Raw genomic sequence first — 12505 nt, 5'->3', positions numbered from 1 at the left:
GGCAGGGGAAACGGATCCGGTTCATCCGGTTCATCCGGTTCAGGGGGTGAGCATGCGGTCCTGTTCCACTGGAGGCGTGCCGCCGCACCAGTCCAGTGCCTTGCCGAAGCGGATCAGCTCGCCGTACAGGGCCGGGTCGACGTGCTCGGCGAGGACGAGGTCGAGTACCGCCCTGGCGGCCTCGGCGGGGGACTGGGCCTGGCCGTAGTCGCTGAACCAGGGCCGGGAGGTCGCGGTGTCGACCATGCCGGGGCACACCGCTGCGATCAGGGTGTCGGTCGCCAGGTCGCGGTCACGGCGTGTGGCGGCGAGTGCGCGGACGGCGGCAACCTGAGCCACCTTGGACGGTACGTTCAGCCAGCGCGGCCAGCCCGCCTCCGCGGCGGTGTTGTGGTGGACCGCGGTGCGCCAGGACTCGACGGCGTACTCGACCTGGCCGAGACTCGCCCCGTCGAACAGGTGATGCAGACGGTGATCCAAGTGGCCGAGAGTGCCCAGGCTGCTGGCCACGACGAGCAGTCGGCCGCCGGGGCGCAGGACAGGGCCGAACGAACGCAGGACCGCGTGGGTGGCGGTGTTGGACACGTCGATGAACTCGTCGGCCCGCTCGGCCTGTGAGTCCTGCGGCAGCAGGCGGGCGACGGCGTTGGAGATCACGACGTCGACGCCTCCGTGCAGGGCTGCGAGTTCGTCGGCGAGCCGTTCGATCGCGTCGGTGTCGGTGACGTCGAGGACCCGGCCCTGGACCTGGGCCCGGGTGCCGGGCCGCTGCGCCACCTCACGGGCGGCGTCGGCGACGCGCCGTTCGTCGCGTCCGGTGAGCAGAACCAGGTCATCCTCTTCCATGCGGGCAGCGAGGCCCTCGACGAGCGCCCGGCCCAGGCCCTGGTTGGCGCCGGTGACGAGGGCGATGCGGGGTGTCTTCATGCCTGCAACGGTAGGAACGCTCCCGTGCATGAGTCCAACGAAAGTTACGCACGCGTGGTATGCGTATTCCTCATGGACTTCACCGACGTGTCCCTGACCGCGCTGCGGGTCCTGCGCGCGGTGGCCGAGCAGGGGACCTTCACCGCCGCCGCGGCGTCACTGGGGTACACGCAGTCGGCGGTGTCCCGGCAGATCGCCTCGATCGAGCGGTCCGCGGGCGCGGAGTTGCTGGAGCGTCGGCGTGACGGCGTACGGCTGACCCCGGCCGGACGGGTCGTGATGCGCCGCGCGACGGTCGTACTGGACGAGATCGATGCCGCCGCCCGCGAGCTGTCGGGCCTGCCGGGACCGGGCGGCACCGTGCGCCTGGGCTGGCTGCCCAGTGCCGGTACGACACTGGTGCCGTCCGCCCTGGCCGCGCTGCGGCGCAGCGATCCCCACGTGCACGTCATCAGCCGCGAAGGCACCACCCCGGCGCTGGCCCGGGCCCTGCGGGCGGGCAGCATCGATCTCGCGCTGCTGGCGTCGGCGCCGCCCTTCCGCGCGCCGGACGACGAATCGCCCGCACTGGCGTTGGAGACGCTGACGGAGCGCGCCCTGTGTCTGGCGGTGCCGACGGCGCATCCGCTGGCCCGCGGGGACTTCGTCGACGTGGCCGACCTGCACGGACAGCAGTGGATCGCCGGATCGGCCACCGGGGCGGACCGGCTGCTGGGGGTGTGGCCGGGCCTGGACGAACGCCCCGAGATCGTGCACACGGCCCGGGACTGGCTGGCGAAGCTCCATCTGGTGGCCGCCGGCTGCGGGCTGACGACCGTGCCCCCGGCGCTGGCCGCCGCGGCACCGCCGGGCGTGCGCGTCCTGCCGGTGCGCGGCGGACCGCAGGAGCAGCGACGCCTGCTCCTGGCCCGGCTCCCCCACCCCCCGACCGAACCCGTCGTACGCCTTGCCGCCGCCCTACGGGCCGCGGCCCTCGACACCACCCCCGATCCGTAGCCGGCGGCCGGCGAACGTCCGGTCGGGATCCGATGTTCCCGTGACCGGGAACAGAGGCGAACTCTGTCATCAAGGCCGTCCGTTTCAGGAGGTGATTCGGGTCCTGCGCGCAAGGACCGGTCAGGACGTGCCCGGAAACGGTGAGCGGAGCTGTTCGGAGATCCAGGATTCCGCGAGCTTCGTCCAGGTGGCGGCATCGCCGGCATCCTCGGCGAGACCGAGACTGTGCGGGCCGTGGGCGAAGACGTGCACGGTGTGCGGTACCTCGTGCGCGGCCAGTGCCGAGGCGAGCAGATAGGTGTGCTCCGGCGGTACGTAGATGTCCTCGGCCGTGTGCCAGAGGAAGAAGGGCACAGACGCCGTGGTCACCAGCGCGTCGAGGGTGGTCCGGCGGCGCAGGTGCGGTGGTGCGTCCTCGCCGAGCAGGATCAGCCGCGCGGGTCGGTAGGTCTCGGTCTCCATCGAGGTGATCGCGTAGCCGAGTACGGCGAACTGGACGGACTCGCGTTGATCGTCGCCGGGTGCGAGTGCGGCCAGGCCCGCGAGATGTCCGCCGGCCGAGAAGCCGATCAACCCGATGCGGTCCGCCCCCTGTTCGCGCCTGCGGCGGATCTCGGCCCGCAGAGCCAGGAGGGGTTCGGGATGCCGCACCTGGAGCGGGTAGCGGAAGACGCTCGCCGACAGGCCCAGTGCGGAGAGCCACGCGACGATCGGCTCCGCCTCGTGTGGGGCATGCGAGGCATAGCCCCCGCCCGGCAGGACGATCAGATGCGTCGTCGCGGGGTGCACCCGCACGCCACGTCCACGAGGCGCTGGTGCCGTCTCGAATGCATTGCTCATGCCATTCCAACCTCCTCGCCTCCGCGCCTGCTCACGGACGCCGCAAGCGGCCCTGGCCACAGCGCCGTACCCGGGTTGTCACCGGCTGCTAGAACCAGCCGCCCACCGAGGCGGCGACAGGGTCGGCACCCGGCTCGCGCAGGGCGTAGATCGTCTTCGCGCCGACCCACAGGAGGGTCCTGCCGTAGGGGAGATCGGGGTGCCGGTCGACCATCGTGTGGAAGAACTCGGTCGCGGAGGAGCACTCCTCCAGCGCAACCTCGGCGTCGTCGAGGTATTGGCGGGTCTCGGCGATGACGCGGGTGGCGTCGTCGTCGAGGTCCTTGTTCTTGTGGCCGGCGACGATGTGGCGGGGCGCCAGGGCCTCGACGGTACTGATGGCGTCGCGCCAGGCGTTCAGGCCGCCTCCGGCCGACTCGCCGATGTACATGTGGGCGCCGTTGTAGAGCGCGTCGCCGGCGACCACGAGGCCGAGGTCGGGGACGTGCAGGACGCTGGTCTGCTCGGTGTCGGTGTGGCCGACCTCGACGAGGTGCAGGTCATGCCCTTCGAGGGTGAGGGTGTTGTCGGGGACGGTGACGGCGGTGACCGGGGTGTCGGGGATCAGCCCGGGCCAGAGTTTGTCCCAGGCGAACGGCCGGGCTTCCACGTTGCCGTGCATGACGGCGATGGTGCCGGCGGTGGCCACGACGGGCGCATCGAACCGCTTGGCGAACTCGTTGTCGCCGAACCAGTGATCGCCGTGGCCGTGGGTGGCGACGATGGCGATGATGTTCTTCCCGCGGGCGGCCACCCATGCGGCGACCTCCTCGATCTGACCCGCGGTGAACGGCGGGTCGATGAGGACGGCGTCCCGCTCGCCGTGAACGAGGGTGGTCGAGATCGGCTGGAACGTGCGCTCTTCGCCGTTGGGCAGGGGTTCGGTGACGCTGATCGGCATCGGGTCGGAGACGTGTACGGCGTAGCCGAGAGACTGCGTAACCATGGGTGCTGACCCTTCTGATGGGTGGCGTGGCGCGGTGCGGTCCGGGTGGCCGGCTCGGGCTGTCACGGGGCCGCCGCGGGCGGGTGTCCCGGGGGTGATCAGGCGAAGGAGATGGTCGCGGTGCCGGCGAAGCAGCCCAGCTGGAGGGTCGTCCACGGCGTCCCGAGCGTGTGGTCGGCGAACGAGTCCCGCGGTCGGTCCAGTTCCTCGAGCACCTCGCCCTCGGTGGTCTCGATGGCCACGCGTTGCGGCGTGAAGGCGCTGCGCGGGCCGGGGGCGCCGAACGGGTAGTGAGACACACGCTCCTCCGTCATCGCTCCTTCTCCCTGCCGCCCCTGTGGGGAGGGCTTCGCCGGATGCGGCTACCGCTGATCGGTGAGGAACGCTTCGACGTCGGCGGCGAACTCGGCGTGGTGCTGGAACAGGAACCCGTGGGCCGAGTCGGGGTAGATCTTCTGCCGTGCCTGCGGGATCAGACCGGCGAGCAGGTGGGAGTAGTGGGGCAGGATCATCGGGTCGCTGTCGCCGTTGGCCACGAACACCGGCAGCCTGAGGCAACCGAGCCGCTGGAGCAGGCCGTGGTCGGGGATGCCCCACGTGCAGACCGCGTCGTACTGCGCTTCCCGGGTCGCCCAGGAGGTGGGTGCGTCCCGGTCCACGGTCCTGGTGAAGATGCGCTGCAGGGACTGTTGCCCGGCCTTCCGGCTCGCCGGGGACGGGGTGTAAAAGACTTCGAGCACTCCTTCGGCGCCGGTCTCGGGAGCGCCGATGGCCCCGATGACCTCCGGTGCCCAGCCGTGCATCCCGGCCGCGCCCTGCGGTGCTGACGAGGCCAGGACCAGGCGCCTGACGATGTTCGGCCTGGTCAGAGCGACCTGCTGGGCGACGAAGCTGCCGAGGGAGAAGCCCAGGACGTCGACCAGGTCCAGGTCCAACGCGTCCAGGAAGGCGATGGCGTCGTGGGCCATCTGCTCCACGGTGTTCGGCGTGCTGCCACTGGAGCCGCCGACCCCGGTGGAGTCGAAGGCGATCACGCGCCTCGTCGAGGCGAGCGCGTCGACGAGTGCGGGATCCCAGTTGTCCAGGTTCCCGCGAAAGTGCTGGAGCAGGACCAGCGGGGCGCCGGTACTGCTCCCGCCCGTGTCCCGGTAGGCGTAGTCGATGCCGTTCGCGGCGGTGACCATCTTGTTCGGCAGGGTGGCGTACGAGTTGTCCTGCCCGGTGCCGGCGCTGCTCTCGGTGGTGCCCGTAGCCATGTGGATGCTTCGATGGGATGTCTTGCGACCACTGATCCGGGAGGGATTGGTGAAGGTGACCCGTGGCCACCTCCCAAGTCGATCTCGGGGATACGGGGACACTGTCGCACCCGGCAGGTCCGCGGTCTCTCACCCAAACACGTGAGGGAGCTCGCGCCGCTCAGGCCGCACGGTTCGAACACGACGAGGAGCCGTATGGCGCCTTGGGGAGCCCAGGCGTGCGAAGGGTTATCGCCAAGCTCTGCGCGTTAACATGGGTGCATGAGCGCAGAGGCGTCCCCGCGGCGCCGGACGGGCGGGCGCAGCGCCATGGTGCTGGCCTCGATCCGGAAGGCGGTCGAGGAACTGGTCGCCGATAGGGGCGCCGACGCCGTGACCATCCCGATGGTCGCGGAGCGGGCGGGAGTGAACCATTCCAGCATCTACCGCAGGTGGGGAGATGCCAGAACCATGATCAACGACCTGGCGACCTACCGGCTCGATCCGGAGCGCCCCCTCCCCGAAACCGGGGATCTGCGCGCTGACATCACCAGCTGGGCGCAGGAACTGGTGCGTCACTACGGCACCCCGGTGAACGCCGCCCTCCTGCGGGGCGGGGCCGCCGCGGCCGGCGAGAGCGAGTCGGACTGTCTGCGCGACCGTCGAGCGGAAGCAGCCTCCTTCGCCGCCCGCCCCGGCGCCGCGTTCAGCGGTGACGACGTGATCGACCGCGTCGTCGCCCCCATCGTCTACCGGGTGATCTTCCTGCCCTGGACGCTGCCCGGCGTGGATATCCCCGCTCTCGTGGACAGTCTCCGCGAACGAGAACGCGGAGGCTGAGTCGCTCGGCGAGGTCGACGACCCGTCAGAACCCAGATCGTCCGGCCGAGCCGCCGCCCATCGTGCGAGCAAGGAGTGGTACGAATGCAGCCCCGACCGCTACGCGGCCGCAGCGAGCCGATGGAACGCGCGTTGGCCGTGGTACGCGCCGCGAACCGCCACGGTTCCGGTGGAGTGGTGCTCGTCAGTGGCACAGCGGGCATCGGGAAGAGCGCGCTCCTTGCGGAGGTGTGTCGACAGGCGGAGCGGATGCAGATCCAGCCGGCCCTCGGCGTCTGCGATCCGATCGACCAGGTCAGCCCCGGCGCGCCGGTGATCACAGCGCTGAGGACCGGTGGTGAACCGCTGGTCGGTGCCGAGCAGTACGAGCACGTCGTGGACGCGCTTCATGAACCGCTGCTGCTGGTCGAGCGCATCGCCTCCGCTCTGGAGAGCGTCTCGGCGAAGAAGCCTGTCCTGATCGCGATCGACGATGTCCAGTGGGCCGACCGCGTCAGCAAGTTCCTCATCCGCATGCTGCTCACCCGCCTGCTCGGCCTGCCCGTGGTGTGGCTCCTGGCCACCCGCGACCACGACGCCGACATCCTCGGCTCCGTACGCACGCACCTCGAACACATCCGCCTCACCCCCCTGACGAGCGCCGATCTGGCCGACATCGCGCAGGACCGCCTCGGACACCCACCGGATGAGCGCACGCGCCGATTCCTTGACGCCTCGGCCGGCAACCCGCTCCTCGCCCTCGACGTCCTCGACAACCTCGTGAGTGCGGCAGCGCACGGCAAGCCCGACACGGTTCCGGAGGAATTCGGCACCGCGATCGCCCGCCGGCTTGCCGAACTGCCCGACGCCTCACGCGCCCTCATCGAAGTGGTGGCGGTCAGCGGGCGCGCGGTATCCGTGCAGGAGGCACTGCGGCTGGTGGCGGAACCCGCCGGCTCAGGACGCGGCGGGCCGCTCGCGGCGGCGCTCGACTCCGGACTGATCACCGTCACCGAGCAGAACGTGACGGCCCGTCACGACCTGGTGCGCGAGGCGGTGCTCGCGGCCATGCCCGACGACACCGTGCGCACCCTGCATCGCCGCTTCGCGGAGCACCACCTGGGCGCCGGGCAGGCACTGCTGGCCGCACCGCACGCCCGCGCGGCAGCGACCCGTGGAGACGTCGCCGGCGCGCTGATCCTGATCGCGGCCGCGGAGCAGTTGGGCACCGCCAGCCCCCAGGACGCGGGCGACCTGGCCGCCCTCGCGTTCCGCACCGTGCTGCCGGAGCAGACCGAATGGCTTGACGTCGGCCGACGCTGTCTGTCCGTGCTCTGCCAGACCCAGCGAGCCCGGGAAGCGGTCGCCGTCGCCGATGTCCTCCTGGCCCACGTGGATGACGCCGATCTGGTCGGCGCGGTGGAGAGCGAGGCCGCACGCGCACTCTGGCTCGGCGGCAGGCTGGGCGAACTTCTGACACGCGTCGAACCGGTGCTCACCGCGGACTCGCTCACCCCCGCAGTGGGTGCTCGCCTCACCGCCGCACGCGCCCTGGCCAACACCAGGCTGATGGCCGGCGAGCCCGCGGCGCGCGAGGCCACAGCCGCGCTCGAGTGCGCCAGGGCATGTCGGGACAAGGACGCCCTCGTCCTGGCCCTGCACGCCGTCGGCGAGGCCGCTCGCAACGAGGGCCGCCACCAGGACGCCCTGAAGAGCTTCCGGGAACTGCGCACTCTCGTCGGGCCCCTCCGGCTCGCCGAAGAGATCACCTCTCTGCAGTTCCTGGACCGGTACGACCACGCGCAACTTCTGCTGGAAGAGGTCAGATCCGACAGCAGGAACAGCACCCGCTCCATCCTCCCGGCGCTGCACTGCGCCCAGATGTGGCAGGACTTCAACCTCGGCCACAGCGACGACGCCGAGTCCACCGCGCGGACCTTGGTCGAACTCGGCCAGCAACTCGGCAGCGAGGTGTACGCACTCGACGCGCTCATCGTGCAGATCTCCGTCGAGCTGCTGCGCGGAAACACCCGTTCCGCTGCGGCTCTCCTGGCCCAGACCGATCAACTCGTCGATACCGATGACGGCGTGCGCAATCCCGGTCTCACCGTGATGCGCGGCTGGCTCTCGGCCGGTCAGGGCGATATCGGCCAGGCGATCGAGGTCCTGGGTCCGGTGGCCCTGGGAGCCGTCAGTTCATGCAGCTACTGGCCGCTGTGGCCCTGCTGGATGGGCCTGTTCTTCGAGATCGGCACCGCGGGGGCGAACGGAGCCTTCTCAGAGGTCGTGGTCCAGATCGCCGAACTCGCCGCGACGCGCAACCCAGGCGTGGCGAGCTTCGAGGGAGTCGCGCTGAGCCTTCGGGGGCGCGCGAAAGGTGACCTGCCCATGATCGCCGAGAGCGCCAGGGTCCTCGCGCGGAGTCCCCGCCCGATCCTGCGCGCCTACGGTGCGGACGTCTACGGACGAGCACTGCTGGCCGACGGACAGCGCGACCAGGCCCTCGAACTGCTCGACCGAGCCTGGGACGACTACCACCGGATGGACGCCCGGGTCTACCGCGACGTCGTGCAACAAGCGATGCGCCAGGCCGGCGCCCGACGATCCAAGTGGTCGACGGCCGCCACCCGACCCGAATCCGGGTGGGCCTCCCTGACCGCCGCGGAACGACGAGTCGCCCTGCTGATCGCAGACGGGCACTCCAACCGCTCCGCCGCCGGCGAGCTCGGCGTATCGGTCAACACGGTCGGCACACACCTGCGGATGGTCTTCAGCAAGCTGGGCGTCCAGTCACGCGTCCAACTGGCCAACGCGGTGAACCGTGACGAGACGACAGCGACGCGCAGGTAGCCCTCTCCAGCTCCACCATGGCTCCCGACGCACGCGAGGCCGTCCTCTCACTCATGACATCGCGTGGTCCCCAACTGGTCCCGAAATCCCGTGCACCGGCACTCAGGGACCCCGATTCCGAAGCACCCATCCAGCCATCTGTCTGATCAGCGGCTGCGTCTGACGATCACTGCCGCCATCCCCCGCGACGCCGGCGACACATGGCGGACGGTGGACCCCGCACTCGTGACGATCTACGCCTCTGCTTCGTCGGCCGGCTGGACAACTACCTGAACCCCGGTTCAGCCGGTGGCTGCCGGACTCCCCGCCCCACGGAAGGGTGGAGTCCGATTTGCGGGGACGATCAAGTGAAAATGGGCTCTCCATCAACAGCGCGTTTCCACTGACGGTGCGTCAGTGGCGCCCTCGACTGGACTCGACCCTGCGGCCAAGCGCCTGGAGGGCGCTTGGCGTGCCCGCTGGGTGTTCTTCGGTTGGCGGCGAGGTACATCGCGCCATCGCCGATAGCGGGCCGGGACTCGCGTACCGCCGCGGCGAACAAGCAGTGGTCGCCCGCCCGGACATGGCCGCAAGGGAGGAGCGCCACCGCCGGTCAGGCGCTCCACCACCCGGCCGGCGGCAATTGACCTGCGGATTGAACAGGGCGGCGCATTGCGCCCAGGGCTATGAGCTCGTCGCGGGATCCGGGCTCGACGATGCGACCGCTCTCGAGACGGGGTCCCGACGGCGACGGCCTCGGATTGCGAGACGGCCGCCCGCATATCTTGCCCGTCGGCGTGCCCGTCGATGTCGCCACTGGACGAGGTCGATTTCCATCAGCAAACGTAATTGGAAAGCCGTCGGCATCCTTGCGGGCGGACGTGCGGCCCAGGCACGGTGTGCCCGGTCGCTGGGGGTCGGTGGGCCGCGCTCGGAGGCGTGGCGGAGGTCTGTGCCGACGCAGCAGCGGGCGAAGGCGAGGTTGCCCGGCAGGGGCAGGGAAGCGGGCCCACCTCGGCGCCGGACCCCGATCACAGCAACCCATTGGTGCAGAACACACGGACTATGAGACGGAGTTGGGCATCGGACCCAAGCAGCCCGAGCCCTCCGGGTAACCCCGGCCTCGGCGAGTGCCGATCCGTCAGAGGGTGGACCCGGGGCGGCGACAGTCCGAGTGGATCACGGAGACCTCGGGCATGGTGCACCGCTGTCACGACCGCCCCGATTTGCGCCCGAAGGGACCGCTGCGATCTTGAATCCGCCTTGATCGGTTCGCCATGAAGTTGCTTGCGGGATTGATCAACCCCGGTATACGTTTCGCGGCGCAGCGATTCATTGAAAACGGGGGGGCTCGTGGATCGAAGATCTGAGGCGTGCGCGAAAACTGCCTCTGCCCAGTGCCATGTGGTGGTCATCCACCGGTGGCGGGCGGAGTACGTCGACTACGCGGCCGTGCTCGACCACACGGTCAACCGCGTCACATACATCACGACCGAGGTCGGTCGCACCCGGGTCCCGGATCTGGCCGCCGGTGTCGAGATCGTCGCGAACACCGACGACCTGGTGGCAGTGCGCCGGGCGGTGTCGGCGCTCGCGGAGCGGCACGGGCCCCCTCGGCGGATCATCGCGCTGAAGGAGGACGACCTGCTGACGGCCGCGACGCTCCGGGCCGAGTGGGGATGCGAGGGGACGAAGCCTGATCAGGCACTTCGGTTCCTCGACAAGCTCGTGATGGCCGAGATCGTTGCCGCCCGCGGTCTTCCGGTGCCTGCGCTCACGGCGGTCGACAGTGCCGACGATGTCCGCGCCTTCGCGGCCGAGCACGGCTGGCCCGTCATAGTCAAGCCGCGTATCGGCAGCTCCAGCGACGGCGTCGCGCGGTTACGAGGGCCGTCCGACGCGGACGAGATCGACTTCACCGAGCGGCCGATGCTCGCCCAGGTCTACAACCCGCACCCGATCTACCACGTGGACGGCGTGTATTTGAACGGACGCCTCGCCGCCTTCCGCGCTTCCCGGTACGTCAACAGCTGCCTGGACTTCCGAACCGGCGACTACCTGGGATCGGTCGAAGAGGACAACCCGGCGATCGTGTCGGCGATCGGCGCCGCCGCGGAGCGATTCGTCGGCGCCTTCGACACCGATCCCCTGGTGTTCCACCTCGAGCTGTTCGTCGCGCCGGCAGCTGCCACGGGCGAGCCGGAGTGCACATTCCTCGAGGTCGGAGCTCGTGTGGGGGGCAGTGAGATCCCGTTCCTGTGGCGGGAGGTCCACGGGTACGACCTGATGGCGGCGGCCCTCAAGCTGCAGCTGGGCGAGCCCTTGGACTCGCCGGTGCTGAAGAACGACGACATTGCCGGCTGGCTGCTGGTGCCGTCGCCGGCACGGCGGCCCTGCCGTATCACCGAAGTCACCCCGCTGAGCGGGCGGGTCCCCGGCTTGTACGCCGAGGCGCTGTTGGGCCAGGGCGAAGTGCTGCCGCTGGCCGACGCCTACTACGAGCACGTGGGCGGCCGGTTCCGGTTCCGGGGTACCACGAGCCGGACGGTCGAGGAGGCCATCCAAGTTGCCGCCGCTGACTTCCGTATCAGCGCCGAGCCGGTGGGAGACATCGCATGAAGCATGTTGTATTGGTCGATCCGTACGCGCCGGCCCGGGGATTGCCGCCCGCGTTTCTGGAGGCGGGTTATCCCTGCGTTCGCCTGCAGAGCACCGCGGAGGTCCCGGAGGTGTACCGCGGTCCGCTGGATCTCAGCGACTACGTCACGAATGTGGTGCACCGGGGCGATGTCGAGGACACCGTCCGGCAACTGTCCGCCTACCAGCCGGTGGCCGTCATCACCGGCAGCGAACTGGGCGTCGAACTCGCTGATGAGATAAGCGAGTTGATGGGTCTGGACACCAACGGCGCCAAGTTGAGCGCCACCAGGCGGGACAAGTTCCAGATGATCGAGCAGGTGGCGGCGGCCGGACTGCGGACGCCGCGTCAGGTGCACGTGACCGACGGCGCGGAGCTACGCGCGTGGCACCAGGAAGTCGGCGGCCGGATTGTGGTCAAGCCGCTGCGCAGTGCCGCCGGCGACGGCGTCACGTTCTGCGACGGTCCCGACCAGTCCGAGGCGGCACTTGCGGCGATCATGGGGCGGGAGAACATCTTCTCGCTGCCGAATCTCGGTGTGGTGGCACAGGAATATCTCCTGGGCGCGGAATACATCGTCAACACGGTGAGCCGAGCGGGTCGACACCACGTCACCGACATTTGGGGATCCGGTCGGCTGTCTGTGAACGGGATCACAGATCTGCTGGTGGAAAGCGTCCTGTTGGAGCCGGGCGCTCCCGGTCTTGACGCGTTGACCGCGTATGCGTTCGCCGTATTGGACGCCCTCGGGATTCAATTCGGTCCGGCCCACCTGGAGATCAAGATGACTCCGGACGGCCCTTGTCTCGTCGAGATCGGCGCACGCATTTCGGGCGGCGAACTGCCCTACTTCGCGGCCGAGGCGATCGGTGAATCCCAGCTCGATTGGACCGTCGACTGCTACGTCCGGCCGGAACGCTTCGATGCGCGCTGCGGCACGCCGTACCGGCTCAAGCACTATTTTGCCTGGTCGGCGCTGGCTTCGCCGTACCGAGGGACGCTCGTCTCCTACCGGGGGCTCGAGCAGATCGAGGCCTTGCCGAGCTTCCGCGCGGCGCGGACTCTCGTCGCGCCGGGCAGTGCGATACAGCCCACCGTGAACGATCTGACCTATCCGCTCACCGTCACGCTGCACCACGAGTCCGATGGTGTCCTGCAACGGGATCTGAACACGATCAGGTATCTCGACGGTGCTGGCTTCTACAACGTAGATCACTACCAGCAGAACGGCTGACA

At 69.6% G+C, this 12505-nt stretch carries 10 protein-coding genes; 5 read left to right on the top strand and 5 right to left on the bottom strand.

Annotated elements, in window-relative coordinates; all coding sequences use genetic code 11:
* Nucleotides 1-39: 39 nt before the first annotated feature.
* Nucleotides 40-927, bottom strand: coding sequence for an SDR family NAD(P)-dependent oxidoreductase (locus tag OG254_RS43560; RefSeq protein WP_405593279.1), 888 nt, complete (start codon nucleotides 925-927; stop codon nucleotides 40-42).
* A gap of 72 nt (nucleotides 928-999) precedes the next feature.
* Here OG254_RS43560 and OG254_RS43555 point away from each other — a divergent pair, with 72 nt between their 5' ends.
* A complete protein-coding gene (locus OG254_RS43555) occupies nucleotides 1000-1923 on the top strand; it encodes a LysR substrate-binding domain-containing protein (RefSeq protein WP_405593278.1) in 924 nt (307 codons plus the stop codon).
* A gap of 120 nt (nucleotides 1924-2043) precedes the next feature.
* Here OG254_RS43555 and OG254_RS43550 read toward each other — a convergent pair whose 3' ends face one another.
* The 4 genes from OG254_RS43550 to OG254_RS43535 form a co-directional block, all read right to left on the bottom strand.
* A complete protein-coding gene (locus tag OG254_RS43550; protein WP_405593277.1) occupies nucleotides 2044-2763 on the bottom strand; it encodes an alpha/beta hydrolase in 720 nt (239 codons plus the stop codon).
* 88 nt (nucleotides 2764-2851) lie between these two features.
* Nucleotides 2852-3748 (bottom strand): MBL fold metallo-hydrolase, encoded by an 897-nt coding sequence (locus OG254_RS43545; protein WP_405593276.1) that lies wholly within the window; start codon nucleotides 3746-3748, stop codon nucleotides 2852-2854.
* 98 nt (nucleotides 3749-3846) lie between these two features.
* The gene (locus OG254_RS43540) at nucleotides 3847-4062 is read right to left on the bottom strand and encodes a hypothetical protein (RefSeq protein ID WP_405593275.1); all 216 of its coding nucleotides are present in this window, start codon (nucleotides 4060-4062) and stop codon (nucleotides 3847-3849) included.
* A gap of 48 nt (nucleotides 4063-4110) precedes the next feature.
* Nucleotides 4111-5004 (bottom strand): alpha/beta fold hydrolase, encoded by an 894-nt coding sequence (locus tag OG254_RS43535; RefSeq protein WP_405593274.1) that lies wholly within the window; start codon nucleotides 5002-5004, stop codon nucleotides 4111-4113.
* 261 nt (nucleotides 5005-5265) lie between these two features.
* On the opposite strand from OG254_RS43535, the gene OG254_RS43530 reads away from it, so the two are divergent.
* The 4 genes from OG254_RS43530 (at nucleotide 5266) to OG254_RS43515 (ending at nucleotide 12503) form a co-directional block, all read left to right on the top strand.
* Nucleotides 5266-5823: a helix-turn-helix domain-containing protein gene (locus OG254_RS43530; RefSeq protein ID WP_405593273.1), complete on the top strand. Its 558-nt coding sequence runs from the start codon at nucleotides 5266-5268 to the stop codon at nucleotides 5821-5823.
* Nucleotides 5824-5907: 84 nt separating this feature from the next.
* Nucleotides 5908-8652: an AAA family ATPase gene (locus OG254_RS43525; RefSeq protein ID WP_405593272.1), complete on the top strand. Its 2745-nt coding sequence runs from the start codon at nucleotides 5908-5910 to the stop codon at nucleotides 8650-8652.
* Nucleotides 8653-10035: 1383 nt separating this feature from the next.
* Complete coding sequence (locus tag OG254_RS43520; protein ID WP_351187290.1) at nucleotides 10036-11250, top strand: biotin carboxylase; 1215 nt, start codon at nucleotides 10036-10038, stop codon at nucleotides 11248-11250.
* Nucleotides 11247-12503 (top strand): biotin carboxylase, encoded by a 1257-nt coding sequence (locus OG254_RS43515; RefSeq protein ID WP_405593271.1) that lies wholly within the window; start codon nucleotides 11247-11249, stop codon nucleotides 12501-12503. The genes OG254_RS43520 and OG254_RS43515 overlap by 4 nt, the downstream gene beginning before the upstream one ends.
* The last annotated feature ends 2 nt before the right edge of the window (nucleotides 12504-12505 follow it).

Source organism: Streptomyces sp. NBC_01092, from assembly GCF_045039535.1.
Lineage (GTDB): Bacteria > Actinomycetota > Actinomycetes > Streptomycetales > Streptomycetaceae > Streptomyces.
The sequence above is the reverse complement of the archived record's forward strand: the minus strand, read 5'-3'. Positions and strand labels throughout refer to the sequence as shown.

Excerpts from the sequence above, each read along its gene's own strand:
- OG254_RS43545 (WP_405593276.1), bottom strand. The coding sequence starts at position 3,748 with ATGGTTACGCAGTCTCTCGGCTACGCCGTACACGTCTCCGACCCGATG.
- OG254_RS43560 (WP_405593279.1), bottom strand. The coding sequence starts at position 927 with ATGAAGACACCCCGCATCGCCCTCGTCACCGGCGCCAACCAGGGCCTG.
- OG254_RS43540 (WP_405593275.1), bottom strand. The coding sequence starts at position 4,062 with ATGACGGAGGAGCGTGTGTCTCACTACCCGTTCGGCGCCCCCGGCCCG.
- OG254_RS43530 (WP_405593273.1), top strand. The coding sequence starts at position 5,266 with ATGAGCGCAGAGGCGTCCCCGCGGCGCCGGACGGGCGGGCGCAGCGCC.
- OG254_RS43515 (WP_405593271.1), top strand. The coding sequence starts at position 11,247 with ATGAAGCATGTTGTATTGGTCGATCCGTACGCGCCGGCCCGGGGATTG.
- OG254_RS43525 (WP_405593272.1), top strand. The coding sequence starts at position 5,908 with ATGCAGCCCCGACCGCTACGCGGCCGCAGCGAGCCGATGGAACGCGCG.
- OG254_RS43535 (WP_405593274.1), bottom strand. The coding sequence starts at position 5,004 with ATGGCTACGGGCACCACCGAGAGCAGCGCCGGCACCGGGCAGGACAAC.
- OG254_RS43555 (WP_405593278.1), top strand. The coding sequence starts at position 1,000 with ATGGACTTCACCGACGTGTCCCTGACCGCGCTGCGGGTCCTGCGCGCG.
- OG254_RS43550 (WP_405593277.1), bottom strand. The coding sequence starts at position 2,763 with ATGAGCAATGCATTCGAGACGGCACCAGCGCCTCGTGGACGTGGCGTG.